Consider the following 19,017-nt stretch of genomic DNA (forward strand, 5'->3'; position numbering starts at 1 on the left):
ATGCACTCACCTGCCCTTCCCATAATAAAGTTTATTTGCACCTACCTACTTAATTGGTAATTGGTAACTTTTACTGCCCTTAGACTTTGCTTAGGAACCGCGTCGCCGAAGTATTGGTAAGTAGTAATGGGTAATTTTTCCTTCTTTAACCGCTATTATTTGTTAGCGATCATTTATCAGTTATTACCCATTACCTCTTACCCATTACCTCTTATCCATTACCTCTTACCCCTTACCCATTTCTAATTGTTAATTACCGATTCGATGGTTTGGTGATAAATAATCCGACCTGGGGTAGTGCGAATGAACTGATTAAGAACCTTGCCCTCTCCGTCTTCCCGAACCCGGCGGAACTTGTATTCTTTCGTCACTATACCGTCGGTAGAGCGTTCCACTTTCAGCGGTTCTCCTTCGGGTTCTGTGTTTTCTATGGCGCCTTGAAACCTCACCCACACATAAGAGTGCAAGTCAACGACTCCTTGTTCGTAAGCTACAACCGCGTCGGTAAGGTTGGAGAAATAGTGACCGGCTCCTTTTTGAGCGTCAGGATTTTCGGCTGTCAAGTAATAGCAACCGAGCACCATATCTTGAGAAGGAGTAACGATCGGTCTTCCGGTTGCCGGCGACATAATGTTGTTAGAAGCCAGCATCAGCAAGCGCGCTTCCGCCTGAGATTCCAGAGACAACGGCACGTGCACGGCCATTTGGTCGCCGTCAAAGTCAGCGTTAAAAGCCGGACAAACTAGCGGGTGAAGCTGAATTGCCCTGCCATCCACCAAAATCGGCTCAAAGGCTTGAATCCCCAAACGGTGGAGGGTCGGCGCGCGGTTTAGCATTACCGGGTGTCCTTCAATCACCTCCTGAAGCACGTCCCAAACGCTGGGATCGTTGCGCTGGATCAGTTTTTTGGCAGCTTTGATGTTGTTGACCAATCCTTGGCGGATCAGGCGATGGATGACGAAAGGCTGGAAAAGTTCGATCGCCATTTCCCTCGGCAAACCGCACTGATGAATTTTCAGTTTCGGCCCCACCACAATCACCGAACGCCCGGAGTAGTCAACCCGTTTCCCCAGCAAGTTTTGCCGGAAGCGACCTTGTTTCCCTTCAATGATGTCCGACAGAGACTTCAGCGGGCGGTTGTTTGCCCCCACAACTGTCCGGCCCCGGCGACCGTTGTCAATCAGCGCATCCACAGCTTCTTGCAGCATCCGCTTTTCGTTACGGATGATAATCTCCGGTGCCAGAATTTCTTGGAGTCTCGCCAAGCGGTTATTGCGGTTGATGACTCTCCGATAAAGATCGTTGAGGTCGCTCGTTGCAAAACGCCCGCCGTCTAGCTGTACCATCGGCCGCAAGTCGGGGGGAATCACCGGAATCACATTGAGCACCATCCAATCGGGTTGAGATCCCGTAGCGATGAAGTTGTCAATTACCCGCAAACGTTTAATTAACTTCGCCCGTTTTTGACCTTTAGCATTAGCAATATCTTCCCGCAACTTTTCCGCTTCACTTTCTAGCGGAATATTTTGCAGCAGAACTTGCAAAGCTTCAGCACCTATGCCTACTTCTACACCTGTGAGTGTGGAATCTTCGCTGTAAAGTTCGTCTTCTATTTCCAGCCAAGCATCTTCCGTGAGCAATTGCTTGTATTGCAGCTTTTCTGCATTACCTGCATTGAGGACAACGTAGGCATTAAAATACACGATTTGTTCGACATCTCGCAGCGGCATATCTAACAGAATTGCCATGTAACTAGGGATGCCTTTGAGATACCAAACGTGAGCTACGGGAGCCGCTAATTTGATAAAGCCCATCCGGTGACGGCGGACGCGAGATTCAGTGACTTCAACACCGCATCTTTCGCAAACAATGCCTCTATGGCGAACTCGTTTGTACTTCCCACAATGACATTCCCAATCTTTTGCAGGCCCAAAAATGCGCTCGCAAAACAAGCCATCCATTTCAGGTTTTAACGTGCGATAATTTATGGTTTCCGGTTTTGTCACCTCTCCAGTAATCTGACCGTTGGGTAAAGTTCTCTCTCCCCACTGTCTAATTCTTTCTGGTGAAGCTAACCCAATCTTGACGTAATCAAAGCGTTGTTCTATTTTAGCCATTCTTGACTCCAATTAATAATTTACAGTCGATTATTTGTTGTTGTTTATCTTTTTGGGTTGCGTGTTTCACTGCTTAAATCAATGTTATACTCCTCTATATGTGACGTGGTTTTTAATATCAGAAATGACACTTGACGATACTCCAAAGTCATCAGCGATTTTAGAGATTGATTCTCTACCTCTAATTCTTTTTCGTACCTCAAGAGCTTGCTCGAAAGTCAATTTGCGATCAAGATATCCGCCCATGCGAGGAACTGGAACCTCTTCGCCTGCTTCCTTCCAAGTGACGTGATACTTAATATCGTGTATGGTTTTGCGACCAACACTGTATTCTTGAGCTACATCCTTCACTCTCTCTCCTGCTGCTAGTTTTTGCCTAATTTTTCGCACCTTTTCCCAGTCTAATTTGGCATTAGAAAGGGGATGACTTTTGCCTTGAGTGCGTCCTTTCTTAGAAGCATCTAATAAATTTTGAGTGCGCGTTCCACCCCAAAGGTGTTCTGGATTAATACAACTGGGAGTATCGCAGGTATGACAAGCATCCATCGAAGTGGGAACTTCACATCCTAATTTCTCTGCTAAAACAGCACGAGTAACTGATTGGGATTTCCCATTTTTAAAGTACCTGCCATAACCACCTTGACCATCCTTTGCACCTTGAAAAATTATGCAGCCGCTGTCTTGAATTTCTCCTACAAAACCGGGGGGAACTGTAGTGAAGTTATGGGGGATTTTTGCCTGAAGTATCTTAGTAATAGTGTCATACTGTACGCCATACTCTTTTATTAGGTGGCTTTTGATGGTTCCAGCTAAATATTTACGCTGAATTTCCCGCAGTTGTTCGATCGATAGTTTACCAATACCGGGAATACTTTTGCGTCGGGGAGTTTTGCGAACGCGCCCCATCATTTGCGCTGTATTCTCAGCCGCAGTTCCAGGTACGAGATGTGCTGGGTTAATGCAGCTTGGATTGTCGCAGGTGTGGCAAGCAAAATAACCGGAATCTAGAAATCCTGGTATCTTTGATTCGAGCACTAATCGGTGGACTAATACCGTTTTGCCCTCGATCCACTTGCGCCCGTAACCATTTTTGAGCTTACTCCCTTGCCAATTAATACAGCCAGTCTTCAGGTCAAATTCTCCTTCTATTCCCGGGCCAACTGTTACAATAGTCATGTCAGCGTCTCTCCTCTTAAGAGCGTTGATTCGCCTCAGCAGTGTTCGTACCACTGCTGAGGCATTTTAATTTGAGATTGCGGATTAAAGATTAAAGAATTGAATGCTGTCAAAAAATCTTTAATCTTTAATCTAAAATCTTTAATGCCTAATCCTCGTCCAGTTCGTCACGAGAAAGGGATTCGTAAGTAGGCCGGGAGGGCGATCGCTTGCCCCCAGCATCTGCCATCAAATCCACCTCAACGTGCTCGCTGCCCTCGTCGGACGTATTCACCTTGTGCACAGCAATATCCAAGCACAAAGACTGCAACTCCCGCATCAGCACCTTGAAAGATTCCGGCGTACCGGGGCGCGGAATAGCTTTGCCTTTAACGATCGCATTCAGCGCTTCATTCCGCCCCTGCATATCGTCCGACTTCACAGTCAGCAACTCTTGCAAAGTATAAGCTGCGCCGAACGCTTCCAGAGCCCAGACTTCCATTTCTCCGAACCGCTGACCCCCCTGCTGCGCTTTGCCACCCAAAGGCTGCTGCGTTACCAGCGAGTAAGGGCCTGTGCTACGGGCGTGGATCTTGTCGTCTACCAAGTGAACCAGCTTCAGCATATAGGCGATGCCGACTGTGATCGGGCGATCGAACGGTTCCCCAGTTCGGCCATCGTAGACAATAGTCTTGCCGGGGTGCTTTTCATTAAACACCCAAGGCTTGCCGGTTTTTTCGCGTGCCTCCTGTAGCTTGCCGTGTACGGTTTCGCGAGACTTTTCAGCGCCGTGCATTTCATCAAAAGGCACCATTTTAAACCGCATCGACAGATTTTCGCCCGCCCATCCCAGCAAGCATTCAAAAATCTGACCCACGTTCATCCGCGACGGTACGCCCAAGGGATTGAGCACTATGTCAACCGGAGTCCCGTCGGGCAAATAAGGCATATCCTCCATCGGCAGAATCCGGGACACAATACCCTTATTTCCGTGCCGGCCGGCCATTTTATCGCCGACTTGAATCTTGCGTTTTTGAGCTACGTAGACGCGGACGACCATGTTGGCGCCGGGGGGCAGTTCGTCGCCCTGTTCGCGGGTAAACACCCGCACGTCCACCACACGGCCTTTTTCGCCGTTAGGGACGCGGAGGGAATTGTCGCGCACGTCGCGGGCTTTTTCACCGAAGATTGCCCTCAGCAGTTTTTCTTCCGGCGGTTGGTCGGATTCGCCTTTGGGGGTGACTTTGCCAACTAGGATGTCGCTGGCTTCTACCCAGGCACCTTTGCGGATAATGCCCTGTTCGTCTAGCTGGCGCAGCGCGTCTTCGCCGACGTTAGGTATTTCGCGGGTGATTTCTTCGGGGCCGAGTTTGGTTTGGCGGGCTTCGATTTCGTATTTTTCAATGTGGATCGAAGTGTAGACATCTTCGTACACCAAGCGCTCGCTAATTAGCATGGCGTCTTCGTAGTTGTAGCCTTCCCAGGGCATATAAGCTACGAGGATATTGTGACCCAGAGCGAGTTCTGCCCCTTCGGTGGAGGAACCGTCGGCGAGCACTTGACCTGCTACGACTCGATCGCCCTCATAAATCAAAGGACGCTGATTTAAGCAAGTATCCTGGTTAGAGCGCTGATATTTTTGCAGTTCGTGTTCGATGCAGCCAGCATATTTTTGCTTCCAAACCGACGGCTGTTTGACTTTGAGATCGTCGTATTCCTTAATCAGGAAATGTTCTTCGCTGGAATTCGATTCGGCATCTACAGCCAGGGGTTTGACAATAATCCGGGTAGCATCGATGTAAATCACCTCGCCGTCGATCCGGGAAACCACAACCATCCCGGAATCTCGGGCGGCTTGAGCTTCCAAGCCCGTACCGACGAGGGGCCGTTCTGGTTTCAGTAGCGGCACAGCTTGCCGCTGCATATTCGATCCCATCAGAGCTCGGTTGGCGTCGTCGTGTTCCAAGAACGGAATCAGCGATGTCGCTACGGAGACGATTTGCACGGGCGAAATCGCCATGTAGTCCACCTGCATCGGCGTGGTGGTAGTAAATTCTTGGCGGTAGCGGACGGCTACGGTTTCGCCCAAGAGGTTGTTGTCTTCGTCGAGGCTGATGTCTCCAGGGGCCACGCGCAAATCGTCTTCTTCGTCGGCTGTCATGTAAACAGGGGCTTTGTCGCGCAGCACCCGTCCTTTTTCTACTGGATAAAAAGGAGTTTCGATGAAGCCGTAGGGGTTGACGCGGGCGTGAGTTGCCAAGGAACCGATCAGACCGGCGTTGGGGCCTTCTGGTGTTTCGATCGGGCAAATCCGGCCGTAGTGGGACGGGTGAATGTCCCGTACTGCAAACCCGGCGCGTTCGCGAGTCAGACCTCCAGGGCCCAAGGCGGAAAGCCGACGTTTGTGCGTCAGTTCTGCTAGGGGGTTGGTTTGATCCATGAACTGCGATAGCTGGGAGGAACCGAAGAATTCCTTGATTGCTGCTACCAGCGGTTTGGGGTTGACCAGAGAAGCGGGGCTGAGGGAGTCGGCATCCGAGACGGTCATTCTTTCGCGGATGATCCGTTCTAAGCGGTTAAGTCCGACGCGCACTTGGTTTTGCAGCAGTTCTCCGACACTGCGGACGCGACGGTTGCCTAAGTGGTCGATGTCGTCGGTGGAGCCGATGTCGAATTCGAGGTTAATTAAATAGTCGATCGCCGTCAAGATATCTTGGGATGTCAGTACCCGCATCGTATCGGGGACTGTCAAGCGCAATTTTTTGTTGAGTTTGTAGCGGCCGACTCTGCCCAAATCGTAGCGTTTGGGGTCGAAAAAGCGCGAGTTGAGGAGCTGTTCGCCGCCCGCCACGGTGGGGGGTTCACCGGGACGAAGTTTGCGGTATAGCTCCATCAAAGCTTCTTCTTCGCCGAATTGTCCTTCTTTCTCGATCGTCTTTTGGAAGTATTCCGGGTGCCGCAGGGAGTCGTAGATTTCACCGTCTGTGAGTCCGAGGGCTTTGAGCAGAACCTGAGCCGATAGTTTGCGGGTTTTGTCGATTCTGACCCAGACTAAATCGTTTTTGTCTGTCTCGAACTTGAGCCACGCGCCACGGTTGGGGATGAGCGAGGCGTTATAGGAACGGCGACCGTTTTTGTCGGTTTCGGATTTGTAGTAGACGCCTGGGGAACGCACGATTTGGTTGACGATGACCCGTTCCGCGCCGTTGATGATGAATGTGCCGCGCTCGGTCATCAAGGGTAAGTCGCCGATGAAGACTTCTTGTTCTTTGATTTCCCCTGTTTCTTTGTTAATCAGGCGGGTGGGGACGTACATTTGCACCGAGTAAGTGCTGTCCCTGCGCTTGGCTTCGTCCACGTCGTATTTCGGGCGCTTGAGTTTGAAGTCTTTGCCCATGAAGTGGAGTTCCAGCTTACCCGTGTAGTCTGTAATCGGGGAGAAGCTGTCGAGTTCTTCGATCAGCCCGGCTTCTAGAAACCAGCGAAAACTTGCCCGCTGGATTTCGATCAAATCGGGCAAGGTGAAGGCGAATTCTGTGTAATCTTTAGTGGTCATGGGGGTCCTTTTTCCGCAGTGGCTCTAGCTTTTTACATGGCGCCAAGGCTGGGCTTTTTTACCTTGTTGCGTTTTTTTGATTGATTGTGTGAGAGAATTTATATGATGTTTTCGATCGCCTGCCAACTGCTGCAACGGTTATTATTGCTGGTGGCTCGCAGTATTTTTGTGCGGATTTTTGTTTCGATCGAGATGCTTTTAGCTCTGATCTCGTGGTATTGCGGGGTTAATTCCCTACACTTTTGACTCCTAAAATTGACTTGACAGCTATTGCCAAATTGCTGAGGTTCCAAGTTTCTTCTGATGTGTAAGTTTGAGTGTGTAAGTTTGAGGTATTGCGTGAAGTTTTGACCGATCCCGAAGGTTAGCGTACTCGCGTTGTGTTGGTAGTTCCTGGGCGACATCGCAGTCGCGGATACTAAGCCAACGCCCGATCGGTCGGTTCTTTTTATTATAGGACGCAAATCCGATCGCAACAGGCAACGCCAAAAGAATCTCCAATAAAGGATGAATCCGGTTTTTCGGGCAGGATAGAAATGGGATTGTCCTGATCGCTGGCTCCTAAATCAACCTGTTTTCCTCGTTTCTCTGTTCTGCTATAACTAAACTGAAAAGCCGAATAGCTGACAGGCATTTTCGGTTGTCTGCTGGGACAAAGTTAAGAGAGAAACTCCTCTCAATTTAGCAACTTGCTCGGCTACGTAGTAGACGTAGGCTGGTTCGTTGCGTTTTCCCCGCTGGGGTACGGGGGCGAGAAAAGGGCAATCTGTCTCGACTAGGATGCGATCGCTATTTACCATACAAGCTGATTCTTGTATTTGCAAGGCTTTTTTAAAGGTTACTGTTCCGCTAAAACTGATGTAGAAACCTAGGTCTAAAAACCACTGGGTTTCTTCGGGCGTGCCTCCCCAGCAGTGCATGACGCCGCGCACTGGCCCGCGTGTTTGCCAAAAGTTCCTCAGCATTTCGGCCATTGGGGCGGCGGCGTCGCGACAGTGGATAATGACTGGTTTGTCAAGTTCCTGGGCGATTTCAAGCTGTGCCTCAAACACTTTAAACTGGTGTTCTCGATCGTCAGCTTTATAAAAGTCCAGTCCGGTTTCGCCGATCGCCACTACCCTAGAGTCCGAATTTGCTAATTCCCTAATCTGGCTCGCCGTCTCGTCTGTCCACTTCTCGGCATCTAGGGGGTGGAGTCCAACCGCAAACGAGACTTCGGCAAACTGATTGGCGATTGCTTGAATGCCGGCAAACTCTTCTGGCTCTACACAAGAATGAACCAGCCGAACTACACCAGCTTCGCGCCAGCGTTCTCGAATGGCTTCTAACTCAGATTTGTAGGTCTCAAAGTTGATATGAACGTGAGTGTCGATGAGCTGCATGGGGGAAGCAGATTAGAGGTGATACGGGAGAGTCCTGGTGGGATAGGGCGAGGGCGAGTGAGAGAGTCTGGGAGTGGGAGTGGCAGAGAGTGCGTGGGAAAAATCTTCCGTCTTCTTTCTTCCTTCTTCCTTCTTCACCCTCGACTTTTTCACCCTTGACTTCTTCCCTCAACATCCATCCCTTCAATCTTGTACACTGCTTCGTTGCCGAACTTTCTGCTTCCTTAAGATGCTACCGATACTTCGTGCGGCTTGAGGGTTCTTGCCAAGCGGGACTTTTTGCGAGCGCCGTTGTTGCGGTGGAGTACACCTTTTTTGACAGCTTTGTCAATTTTGCTGTATGCCTCAGACATTCGCTGCTGGACTTCTTGCATTAATTCCGGGCTCGGAGCTGCGGCGTACTTGTCTACGGCAGCGAAATACTTCTTCATCAAAGTTTTGACCGCTGACTTGTAAGATTTGTTGTACAAGCGGTTACGTTCGGCGATTTTGACTCGTTTGACGGCGGACTTAATATTTGCCATAGTTCTGTTGCTGGAAGTAGGTATTCATTGATACACCCTAGTCTCAAGACAGTCCCAAGACACGGGGATTTTGAAGGACAACCTTTTCGGGATCGATCCACAAAAAGCTTGATTTTTAATGGCGGAGTGAGACAGCCACTCTCCCTTCGCTCAGATTGAGCTGAGTCTGTGGCTACTTTTTGGCGACGCCCGCGCAATAATTTTTTATTGACTTATTTAACCGCCCATTTTTTGCCCTTGACGATACCCAAAGGTATGACACGGATGTTACGGAGGCCTGTTGCGTGGTTTCCACCGTCACCAGTTAAAGTCACGGTTTCTTGCGCCCAACTTTCCAGTATACAATAAATTGGCGTTTTTTTATAAAAAAATTATCAGGTGTTGGAAAAACTAATATAGCATATATTCTGCAAAGAATGTGATTCCCTGAAAAATCCAAGTTAAGCTATAACAAAGAGTACGGGTTGTTATAGCTTCGGCAAGAAGCACTTAACGAAGGTAGAAGGCAGAAGGTAGCCGGAGCAGAAGGTAGCCGGAGCAGAAGGTAGAAGGTAGAAGGTAGAAGGCAGAATCTAAATTCTCCCCCTTGCACACTCTCCCCCTCATACAAACTCCCGCTCGGACAATCTCCCCCTCTGGGATCGAACCCTCTCCCTCCGCACCCGGTTCTCTGGCGCGCAATTCCTCAGAAAGGTTGTGACTTGTCCTCAGTGTTGCAAAATCCTCGACAGAGATTTAAACGCTGCACTGAAGCCTTTGAAAATGCCGCGACTATCGCGGTTTAAGCTTGTGGACTGGTGGTGGCCTACTTTTCTAGGAGATCCCCACAAAAATCCCCAATTGTCAAGCAAATGTTAGTGAAGTTATAGACGGCATTCCTAATCTCCATGCTGCGAATCATTACTCAGTGGGTTGAGGCACAAGCTGAACTGCGACGGATCTGCGATCGCACCCATGACGAACTTGTTGTTCACAAAGAAGCCACCGTGCGCGAGGTGCTGCAAGCTGTAAGGCGCAGAGGCGATCAGGCTGTGCTGCACTACACTGCTGAATTTGACCGCATGACCCTAAATGTGGAAGATTTACGGGTAAGCGGCGCCGAATTGGATGCTGCTTATCAGCAGGTGTCGAAAGAATTATTAAATGCAATCCGGCTGGCTTGCAAACAGGTAGAGGCGTTTCACCGACAGCGCGTACCCAAGTCTTGGGTGCAGTTTGGTGATGACGAGATTGTTTTGGGCAAACGCTACACGCCGGTCGATCGAGCGGGAATCTACATTCCTGGCGGTCAGGCGTCCTATCCAAGCTCGGTGATCATGAATGCGGTTCCTGCGAAGGTCGCCAAGGTGCCGAGACTGGTGATGTGTACTCCCCCCGGACAAGAGAAGAAAATGAATCCTGCGGTGCTGGTAGCGGCTCAGGAAGCGGGAGTTGATGAGATTTATCGGGTAGGCGGGGCGCAGGCGATCGCGGCTTTGGCCTACGGTACGGAAACTATTCCGAAGGTGGATTTAATTACTGGGCCGGGGAATATTTACGTCACCCTGGCTAAAAAACTGGTTTACGGGACTGTGGGGATCGATTCTCTAGCTGGCCCGTCGGAAGTGTTGATTATTGCGGATGGTTCGGCGAATGCTGTTCATGTAGCTGCGGATATGTTGGCTCAAGCTGAGCATGATTCGATGGCGTCGGCAATTTTGCTGACTGCGGATTCGGTGCTGGCGAGGAAGGTGGTAGCTGAGGTAGACAGACAGTTGGCAAATCACCCGCGCCGAACTTTAACAGAAAAGGCGATCGCCAACTATGGTTTAGTCGTAGTAGTTGACTCGCTTAAAGCGGCGGCGGAACTCTCTAACGAGTTTGCCCCGGAACACTTGGAATTGCAAGTTGCAGATCCTTGGGCTTTGCTCGATCAAATTCGCCACGCTGGGGCGATTTTCTTGGGCTGCTCGACGCCGGAAGCTGTAGGTGATTATTTGGCTGGCCCGAATCACACTTTGCCGACTTCTGGGGCTCCGCGCTATGCGTCGCCGCTGGGTGTCGAAACTTTTATGAAACATTCGAGTTTGATTCAATATTCGCCGGCTGCACTTAAGAAGGTGAGTAGGGCTATTAATGTTTTGGCGGAAGCAGAGGGGCTTCCTTCTCACGCTGATTCGGTGCGGCTGCGGACTGAAAATGAGGGAAAGGATAAATTTTAGATGGTCGATGTGAGATGGGCGATCGAGATTTAAGTAGATGAGCGGCCAAATACATAATTAGTCAAAAGCCAGTGAAACGAAGCAATTCGCTGGCGATTATTCCTAGCTTTACTTTCTGTGACAAGCGGCAAAGTTTATTTCCACCTATCTACTGACGCACTCTGGGGTTAAGAAACCGGGTTTCTTCAAGTATCTTGCTGAAATGACGCAATTGGGTTTAGAAACCGGGTTTCTGGGTAGGTAATAATGATGTTGGTGGGGAGTGCGAAATTGTGGAAAGTAGGCGACAATCAACGAAAAATTTAAAGTCTAAATATCTGAAATTTAAAGGTGCATGGTATTGAATACTGTTTTGGTAGCGATCGACAATTCAGAGTTAGCAACTCAGGTATTGCAAGTTGTAGGACAATTTCAGCTAGAACCGACGGCAAAGGTGATTTTAGTTCATGTTGTGAGTTCTGGTACGTCGGATTTTGACGCGGTTGTCGATCGACCTCACGCTCAAGGAAATGAGATTGCTTACCGAGAGGTGGAGAAGTTGCTGCAATCTTATCAGGAAAAGTTGTCTTGCGAGAGCGAATTGGAGATTGTTTCGGGACAACCGGCAGAAGAAATTGTCCGCTTGGCTAATATTTATAAGGCGGATTTAATTGCGATCGGCTGTCGGGGTTTGACTGGTTTAAAGCGGATTTTGGAGGGATCGGTGAGTGCTGAGGTTGTGGCTGAGGCTCCTTGTTCGGTGTTGGTGGTGCGGGCGAAGTAAGTAGGCTGGTAAATGCGATCGACTATTGCATTTACATAAACCAAGATAGCTATTAATATCATTTGTTAGTTGAATGTAAAAATTAACGACGTATCAAATATATGCTTTTTGTCAATTAACCGACCAACGAACAAATAAAAAACTTCCAGTAAGCGATCACTTTTAACCGTAGATTAACGGGGCTACAAAAAGGGCGATTCACGATCTGGGTAGCTCCGCTTCAGGCTCATTTGATGAATTGATATTATGATAGACTCGAACCAATGGCTAAGCATTATCATCTATGCCTCCAACTGCGAAGTATCTAAAAATTCCTCTGCGCGGTGTTCTTGTTGTTCCATTTGTTCTACAAATCTTTACAGCAGTGAGCTTAACAGGTTGGCTTTCCTTACGCAATGGACAAAAAGCGGTTAACGATGTGGCGACTCAACTTCGTCAGGAACTAATAGCACGCATTGAAGGAGAACTCAAGCAATATATCAACAAACCTCATGATATCAATCGTGTGAATTCAGTCGCTTTTGCACAGGGCCACATGGACATGGTGAAGGGCCGCAACGCTAAGCAATTGTTGACCCAATTACAAATTTCTCCTTTTGTGTTTGGCTCCTATTGTGGCGATGCCCAAGGACATTATCTAGGGGCCGCTCGTCGAGAGTCAACAATTGCGATGACTGCGAGTAATCAAGAAACAAACTATCATTTTACTTCTTATGAAATGGATAATTGGGGCGATCGGCAAAAATTCCTAGAACAGGTAAACTCTTCTTACGATCCTCGCCAACGCCCCTGGTATCTTTCTGCTGTGAAAGCAGGGAAGCCTACTTGGAGCAATATTTTTGTGAATATTGTCAACAATGGTAAGCCTGCAATTACTGCCAGCGAACCTGTCTATGACTCAGAAGGTAAACTTGTGGGTGTCTGTGCCACTCTTGTTGTCCTCTCAGAAAATTTAAGAGAATTTCTGGGAAGTTTGTCTATTGGTAAAACAGGTAAGGCTTTTGTGATGGAGCGATCGGGTTCAATGATTTCTAGTTCAACAAAAGAGCCACTAATCAAAGGACAAGGTAAAGCTCAGAAGATGATTGACGCCGTGGAAAGTAGCGAACCATTTGTGCGGGAGACAGCTAAATATTTGCAAAAATATTTTGGTAACTTTGACCAAATTCATAAATCAGAACAGTTAGAATTTACCCTCAACAGTGAACGGCAGTTTGTTCAGTTGCTACCGCTGAATGATGGTAGAGGAATCGATTGGCTAATTGTAGTCGTCGTGCCTGAATCGGATTTTATGGAGCAAATAAATTATAATAGAAATACGACGATTATCCTCTGTATGTTATCACTGGTAATCGCAACAGGATTAGCAATTATCACTTCACAATGGATAGCTAAACCTATTCGGCGATTGAGTCAAGCCAGTCAGGCGATCGCCAGTGGAAATTTCGAGCAAAATGTTCCCGACACTCTCGTAGAGGAATTGGTAAGTTTATCAGTATCTTTTAATCAAATGAGTCACGAATTAAAGAACTCTTACCAAACCCTTGAACAAAAAGTAGAAGAACGCACTCAAGAACTACGGGAGACTCAAGCCCAACTCATCCAAAGTGAGAAAATGTCATCTCTGGGGCAACTGGTAGCCGGGATTGCCCATGAAGTGAATAATCCCGCGAATTTTATTCACGGTAATTTATCTTATCTTAGCCAATATACCCAAGATTTACTAGAGCTAGTACAGCTTTATCAAAAGTATTATCCCCAGCCGGTATCGGAGATTCAAGCCAAGTCGGAAGATATTGAGATCGAATTTTTGAGCGAAGACTTATCAAAACTGCTCAAGTCTATGAAAGTAGGTTCTGAACGTATCCGCGATATTGTTAAATCTCTACGGAATTTTTCTCGATTGGACGAAGCAGAGTTCAAAGCTGTCGATATCCATGAAGGCATTGAAAGCACCCTGATGATTCTGCAAAATCGTCTCAAGCCCAGACACACACATCCAGAGATTGAAGTGATCAAAGAGTACGGTAATCTGCCGCCGATCGAATGTTATGCAGGACAACTTAACCAGGTATTTATGAATATTCTGACAAATGCTCTGGATGCTTTAGATGAGCGAGATCGGGTGGAGAAAAAGATAATTCGGATTAGTACGAGTCTGTATAACTCAGAATTGGTCAGAATTTGTATTGCTGATAATGGGTGTGGCATCACAGAGGAAGTCAAAAAAAGGCTATTTGACCCATTTTTTACAACCAAACCCATAGGAAAAGGTACGGGAATGGGGATGTCTATTAGTTATCAAATTGTGATCAAAAAGCATAAAGGGAAACTGTGGTGTACATCAGAACCCGGAGAAGGAACAGAGTTTTGGATCGAAATTCCCCTAACTCAAAGTGTTATTTAGTTGAGGATATTCGCGAACTGTGGCATTATCTTGCCGAACCTCATGAATCGGGTCACTTCAAAGGTGTGGAACCTTCAATGTGGATTTTTGAGGGCCCGTTTCCCGATATCACCGAACCGCGCGAGATGAGGGGGGAAACCGCACAACCGCTGCAATCGGTAGAGTAGGTATTAACCCTATTGCTGCAATCCCTTACTGTGCAAATCCTGCTCGATATGCTGCATTTCCTTCATATCCTCACCCGCAACTATCCCGTAAATTTCCGTGTAGATTTTCCCGTATTTAACCTTCTCTAAAGCCGACAGGATTATCAAGTCCTTGCGATCGAGTTCTGGTTTGAGCGTGACAAGAATCGATTCCAAAGTCCCATCCATTCGCCAGTTACTGGAATATTGAGCCACCTCCTTTCCCCGCCCCAGTAAGGTATGGCGCTGTAAGCAAAGCGGAGTGGAGCCATTAACTCGGAAATTGGCATCAATGGCATACAACTGTCCCTCTGAGTCTTCCAGCACGTCGAAGCCAATAACGCCGAAATAACCCTGTTGGTGAGCATATTTACCAATAGCGGCAATCATCTCAAAAAACCTACTCATGTCGGTTTCGCGGTAGTGAATTAGTCCGCCTAAATAACTGCCCTCTGGGGTGACAAGTTGGCTAGTAGTGCCGATAAGCGTGATATTTCCCGTTTTGCTTACATAGAATTGCACGCAATAGTTTTGCACTTCATTGTTGACGAATTCCGAAACAATAATCGTATTCAGCAACTTAATATCGAGATATTTCCTCACTTCCTGCAAGCAGTAGTTCAGATCGCTGGCGCTTTTGATAATATAAGTGCCTTCTCCAGAAAGTCCGTGGGATGTTTTAATTAAGTAGGGGAATTGCTCTGGCAACTGAATGCTTTGGAGATTGACTTCGTGCAGATTGTAGGTTTGGTATTTCGGACATTGCACGCCTAATTCTGCTAGGGTTGCTTTGCTGAGTAAGTGGTAGTGGATGTCGGGATGGACGGCGTGTTTTTCGGGTTTGAGATTGTCGAAGGGAAATAGAGTGAGGAGTTTGTCAAAGCGATCGCTTACGCTGAGATCTTCGAGATAAGTTGAGCAGTCTATCATCTCCATACTGCTGTTGCTGAAGCCCAAATGCTCCCGCCAATAGTCAATCAGCGAGTTCGGTGGCTGATTAATCACAATGCCTGGGATGGCATCGCCTAACACAGCCAGATTTTTCCAAGGTTCCTTCTGGCCAATCTTGTCGAAAGAAGTTTTGGTGGCTTCACTGCTGCCGTCTTGAATAAAGTATTTTTCCCTGTTGGGATAAGCAGCCCAACTGGCAGTTGCAGGGTAATTTAAAATTAACGCATAACGTGCATCTGTGATATCGGGAGCAAACAAATCGGAAAGAGAATTGCCTTGAAAGTAAGGAAAGTCGTAGGTTGAGTTCATAGAAACATCCAAGTCGAGTTTGAATTCAACTGTTTTCCCGGCAACTAAGTAGCTCGACATAATTAAACGTAGGGTGGGCATTGCCCGCCCTACAAATTGAAAAAGTGTTTATTGACAATACTCCGGACAGTTTTTGAGACCGAGGCTGAAACCCTCATTCTACCGTTAGCATTTGACCTCACTGAGAAGGCTGAAACCCGCATTCTGCCGTTAGTGATTGAAAACTGTCCGGACTATTGTATTGATGTCAAGCTACTTAATACCTAGAAAATAAGATATTAGTTGCGGAATTTTAACTCTCTGCAACTAGAGAGAATGCAACCTCAATAATTTCAATGATGGACGAGTTGTTTTTTCTTAGTGAACACAGCCACCTTGTCCATTTCTGAGGTTCTATAAGCACAAGCCATGTCGGTTGAATTATGCGCCCAGCCAACCCGCCCTTGAGGGTCTATGATGACGCACCCAGCTTCTCCTGCCACCTTAGATGCCAGAGTCTCAATTGCCATCTTCGCTGCTTCATCTGGGTGCTTGCCGGACGCTAGAATGTCGATCGCCCTCTTAGCTAGAACTACTGGCATAATGGACTCGCCATCGCCTGTTGTCGAGCAAGCGCCCTGTTCATTTTCAGCAAACAAGCCTGAGCCAATAATCGCGCTGTCGCCGACGCGACCGGCGGGCTTATTCATAGTGCCACCTGTTGAGGTACCGGCAACTAAAGTGCCACTACTATCTAAAGCTACACAACCAACGGTATTGGGGCGGTCAATAACTTCTTTTTCCTCCTCCCACTCTTCCTGTTGCTCATCTGCGATTAAGTCTTCTTTTGTACACATCTCGGCTCCACTTTCTGCAGCAAAATGTTCTGCATGATCCGCTACTAAGAACATGGGTTTTTTATCCATAATCTTTCGCGCCACGGAGATGGGATGGCACACGCCTTGAACATTGGCGATCGCTCCCCAAGCTAAGGAACTGCCTTCCATCATCGCTGCGTCTAGCTCTACCTCTCCCTGGTTGTTGAGAACCGATCCAAAGCCTGCGTTAAATGTCTGGTCAGCTTCGAGAACCCGGATAGCTGCCTCAACTGCTTCTGCTGCGGAACCCCCGCTTGCGAGCACTGCCCAACCCGCTTCTGCTGCTGCGGTACAGCCTGCATTGTTGGCTGCAACCTTGTCTTCTGTGATGGTTTTTGCTCCACCATGAACAATAATACTCATTACCATAAATTTCCTTTTTTTTATCTTAAGCTCTACTTAAAAATTCCTTATATTAATCAATTTTTAAGTAGTTTTTTATCCCTCATAGTTTTATAGATTAGCAGTGTTTAATTTTGGGTTGTTCTATCTTCAGAGATAATTATTTTTGTCGAGCTTTGTGTTCCTTAAGACCTAGCTATTTACGAATTATTAATAGAGATGTGACCAAAGTTATGTCAATAGTGTGAGGTAATTTGGCATCGAGTTAGTTAGGGAAATTGAAAGATGTAGGGAGTAAAGAAGGGGTAAAATTTAAGGCGATGCACTACACATTAACAGGCAAAATCGGTAAACGTGAAGAATGAGACTTTGAGAGAAAATAAGTGCGATCGGGCTTCACATCAGTCTGAGCCTGCTTACCCGCCAAAAACCCTCGCAGCGACAACAAACTAGCCGTTTGACCCAAATTCAGCCGTAGCAGCGGTACTCCCGTGCGATCGCTAATTCGGCGGTACTGTTATTGCTGGGCAAAAATCGCTACTTTTACTGTCAACAAAAGTTGCAATTTTTTTTTTGAAACCGCAAGTAAAAGCCGAGCAACGCTAGGCAAATTACCATTAATTCAGTTAGCTTACTTTCCGGAAAGTAAGGTTGATTCTTGGTTCAGTAACTTTGGCTGCTTTTGAGATTTGGTGTTGCCAAAAATGCTGGGTTACTCCTTTCATCAGCAGGAAGCTTCCAGGAGTTAATTGAATTTCTAATTTCATTTCTTTTTGGTATTTGTGCCTGAGCATAAAACGACGAGTAGCCCCAAAACTTACAGAACCGATCGCTGGGTTTTCACCAAGTTCTGATTCATCATCACTGTGCCAAGCTACACTATCTTTGCCGTCGCGATATAAATTAAGCAACACGCTGTTAAACACTGTACCTGCTATTGCTTCTATTTTAGATTTGATTGTTATGAGTGTAGGCGTCCATAGATTAGGATCCATTTTTATTTTGGAGTAAGTGTAAGATTTACCTGCATCTCCGTACCATGCGCTAAGTCGCGGTATAGCGACTTGCTTGCCAAAAAGCAGAGCCACCTCTTGCTTCCAATTAATAGTGCCGTACAATTCCGCAAATATCTGGTTGCTCTCATTGTTATTGAAGAAGTCGCGGTACATGATTACTTCGGCATCAGGCAGAGATAATTGCTGACCATGCTTCGGGCTCTCTGCTTTTGGCTCTTCCCACAATGAAAGTTGAGTATACATAAATCTGCTCGCTAATTACGTTTTACTGAAATTTATAAATATACAGTTGTTGACACAATCACTGCCCAGCTTTACCATTAATCATGTAAAGCTAATTTTAGCATTTTAACAAGACTAATACAATTACTTTTTGTAACACACATAAATTTTTATGTGTTCACCAACCAAATCATGAATCGTGATTTAAGATGTGACTGGTGTCAATTAGCTATGTACTATGAATTGCTTTCAAATAATTAAATCTGTTCTTGATGAAGCTTATGTCCTAATTCCAGGAGATGAAGCTGAAAAGGATAAGGTAATTAATGCCGCACTAGAAGACCTGCGAAGAGAATATTCTCACCTATCACAGGAATGTAACATAGATTATAGCGCTCCGAGGTTGATGGGGTTGTCACCCCGTCAAATGAAAATGATCTCCCCCTCGAACAATGTAGCGATCGAGCTTTGGACTTTTATGATTAATCTAAATTGTGTGGCCTGTCTTTGATTTTTGTGCGATTTCTTAAAGTAGACTGACAGCGTTGCCAGTAAATTTTAGCGACGGCATCGCCCTGATTCTGACGCGAACACTCGGCAAACAGCCGCCCCGCTTTAGCTAACTTCCCTTCCGAGTAAATTTCCAAAGCTTCGGCAAACAATTGCAGCGTAGCTAACTTGCCCTCTTTAATTTCTGGCGGATCAGCATCAAAGACCTCATAAACTGTTACTAATTCAGATTTTCCCTTAACTTTTACCGTATCGAGGGTGCGGATTGCGTACTGAGATGGATTTTCTAAGCGCGAGTAAGTTTCCTGGGTGATTAACAGCGACACCCCATAATTTTTCGTCAAACTTTCCACGCGAGAAGCTAAATTCACCGCATCGGAAATTACTGTACCCTCCATACGATTTTGTCCTCCCACCGTTCCCAGCATCAAAGTTCCAGTATTACTGTAGTTTAGACTAAATAAAGATGAGAAAGGTGGCTTCAGAAGAACTAGAGCCACCGCGCTGGGAGAGAATAAGG

13 protein-coding genes are annotated in these 19,017 nt (G+C 46.9%); 4 read left to right on the top strand and 9 right to left on the bottom strand.

All coding sequences use genetic code 11. The features are described 5' to 3' along the window. Positions 1 to 242 precede the first annotated feature (242 nt). The 5 genes from QUB37_RS19710 to rpsT form a co-directional block, all read right to left on the bottom strand. Positions 243 to 2,117 carry a DNA-directed RNA polymerase subunit gamma gene (locus QUB37_RS19710; protein ID WP_333165188.1) on the bottom strand — a complete coding sequence of 625 codons (1,875 nt, stop codon included), beginning with the start codon at positions 2,115 to 2,117 and terminating at the stop codon, positions 243 to 245. 84 nt (positions 2,118 to 2,201) lie between these two features. Next, positions 2,202 to 3,293 (bottom strand): HNH endonuclease, encoded by a 1,092-nt coding sequence (locus QUB37_RS19715; protein WP_333165190.1) that lies wholly within the window; start codon positions 3,291 to 3,293, stop codon positions 2,202 to 2,204. 148 nt (positions 3,294 to 3,441) lie between these two features. After that, the gene (gene rpoB, locus QUB37_RS19720; RefSeq protein ID WP_333165192.1) at positions 3,442 to 6,828 is read right to left on the bottom strand and encodes a DNA-directed RNA polymerase subunit beta; all 3,387 of its coding nucleotides are present in this window, start codon (positions 6,826 to 6,828) and stop codon (positions 3,442 to 3,444) included. A 602-nt stretch (positions 6,829 to 7,430) separates the two neighbouring features. Then, positions 7,431 to 8,210, bottom strand: coding sequence for a TatD family hydrolase (locus QUB37_RS19725; protein ID WP_190660454.1), 780 nt, complete (start codon positions 8,208 to 8,210; stop codon positions 7,431 to 7,433). 224 nt (positions 8,211 to 8,434) lie between these two features. Next, positions 8,435 to 8,734: a 30S ribosomal protein S20 gene (gene rpsT / locus QUB37_RS19730; RefSeq protein WP_006632886.1), complete on the bottom strand. Its 300-nt coding sequence runs from the start codon at positions 8,732 to 8,734 to the stop codon at positions 8,435 to 8,437. 887 nt (positions 8,735 to 9,621) lie between these two features. Between rpsT and hisD the strand changes: the two genes are divergently transcribed. The 4 genes from hisD to QUB37_RS19750 all read left to right on the top strand — a co-directional run bounded on the left by hisD (position 9,622) and on the right by QUB37_RS19750 (position 14,272). Beyond that, positions 9,622 to 10,935 (top strand): histidinol dehydrogenase, encoded by a 1,314-nt coding sequence (gene hisD, locus QUB37_RS19735; protein WP_333165196.1) that lies wholly within the window; start codon positions 9,622 to 9,624, stop codon positions 10,933 to 10,935. Positions 10,936 to 11,269: 334 nt separating this feature from the next. After that, entirely contained in the window at positions 11,270 to 11,698 is a 429-nt protein-coding gene (locus tag QUB37_RS19740; protein ID WP_333165199.1) for a universal stress protein, read from the top strand. A 283-nt stretch (positions 11,699 to 11,981) separates the two neighbouring features. Continuing rightward, a complete protein-coding gene (locus QUB37_RS19745) occupies positions 11,982 to 14,105 on the top strand; it encodes an ATP-binding protein (protein ID WP_333165202.1) in 2,124 nt (707 codons plus the stop codon). Next, positions 14,069 to 14,272 (top strand): hypothetical protein, encoded by a 204-nt coding sequence (locus tag QUB37_RS19750; protein WP_333165205.1) that lies wholly within the window; start codon positions 14,069 to 14,071, stop codon positions 14,270 to 14,272. Before QUB37_RS19745 ends, QUB37_RS19750 begins: the two co-directional genes overlap by 37 nt. Positions 14,273 to 14,281: 9 nt before the next feature. Here the strand turns inward: QUB37_RS19750 and QUB37_RS19755 are convergent, their stop codons facing one another. The 4 genes from QUB37_RS19755 to QUB37_RS19770 all read right to left on the bottom strand — a co-directional run. Next, positions 14,282 to 15,631 (bottom strand): carbamoylphosphate synthase large subunit, encoded by a 1,350-nt coding sequence (locus QUB37_RS19755; protein ID WP_333165208.1) that lies wholly within the window; start codon positions 15,629 to 15,631, stop codon positions 14,282 to 14,284. Between the two features lie 251 nt (positions 15,632 to 15,882). After that, complete coding sequence (locus QUB37_RS19760; protein WP_333165211.1) at positions 15,883 to 16,770, bottom strand: isoaspartyl peptidase/L-asparaginase family protein; 888 nt, start codon at positions 16,768 to 16,770, stop codon at positions 15,883 to 15,885. Between the two features lie 605 nt (positions 16,771 to 17,375). Next, positions 17,376 to 18,008: an alpha-ketoglutarate-dependent dioxygenase AlkB gene (locus QUB37_RS19765; protein ID WP_333165213.1), complete on the bottom strand. Its 633-nt coding sequence runs from the start codon at positions 18,006 to 18,008 to the stop codon at positions 17,376 to 17,378. Positions 18,009 to 18,469: 461 nt separating this feature from the next. After that, positions 18,470 to 19,017: adenylate/guanylate cyclase domain-containing protein (locus QUB37_RS19770; protein WP_333165215.1), on the bottom strand; the 548-nt coding region annotated here is incomplete at its 5' end.

The organism is Microcoleus sp. AT3-A2, from assembly GCF_036705685.1.
Lineage (GTDB): Bacteria > Cyanobacteriota > Cyanobacteriia > Cyanobacteriales > Microcoleaceae > Microcoleus.

What these genes read in the sequence shown, in the direction of transcription:
- rpsT (WP_006632886.1), bottom strand. Translation starts at nt 8,734, where the DNA reads ATGGCAAATATTAAGTCCGCCGTCAAACGAGTCAAAATCGCCGAACGT.
- QUB37_RS19725 (WP_190660454.1), bottom strand. Translation starts at nt 8,210, where the DNA reads ATGCAGCTCATCGACACTCACGTTCATATCAACTTTGAGACCTACAAA.
- hisD (WP_333165196.1), top strand. Translation starts at nt 9,622, where the DNA reads ATGCTGCGAATCATTACTCAGTGGGTTGAGGCACAAGCTGAACTGCGA.
- QUB37_RS19760 (WP_333165211.1), bottom strand. Translation starts at nt 16,770, where the DNA reads ATGAGTATTATTGTTCATGGTGGAGCAAAAACCATCACAGAAGACAAG.
- rpoB (WP_333165192.1), bottom strand. Translation starts at nt 6,828, where the DNA reads ATGACCACTAAAGATTACACAGAATTCGCCTTCACCTTGCCCGATTTG.
- QUB37_RS19755 (WP_333165208.1), bottom strand. Translation starts at nt 15,631, where the DNA reads ATGCCCACCCTACGTTTAATTATGTCGAGCTACTTAGTTGCCGGGAAA.
- QUB37_RS19715 (WP_333165190.1), bottom strand. Translation starts at nt 3,293, where the DNA reads ATGACTATTGTAACAGTTGGCCCGGGAATAGAAGGAGAATTTGACCTG.
- QUB37_RS19710 (WP_333165188.1), bottom strand. Translation starts at nt 2,117, where the DNA reads ATGGCTAAAATAGAACAACGCTTTGATTACGTCAAGATTGGGTTAGCT.
- QUB37_RS19765 (WP_333165213.1), bottom strand. Translation starts at nt 18,008, where the DNA reads ATGTATACTCAACTTTCATTGTGGGAAGAGCCAAAAGCAGAGAGCCCG.
- QUB37_RS19745 (WP_333165202.1), top strand. Translation starts at nt 11,982, where the DNA reads ATGCCTCCAACTGCGAAGTATCTAAAAATTCCTCTGCGCGGTGTTCTT.
- QUB37_RS19740 (WP_333165199.1), top strand. Translation starts at nt 11,270, where the DNA reads ATGGTATTGAATACTGTTTTGGTAGCGATCGACAATTCAGAGTTAGCA.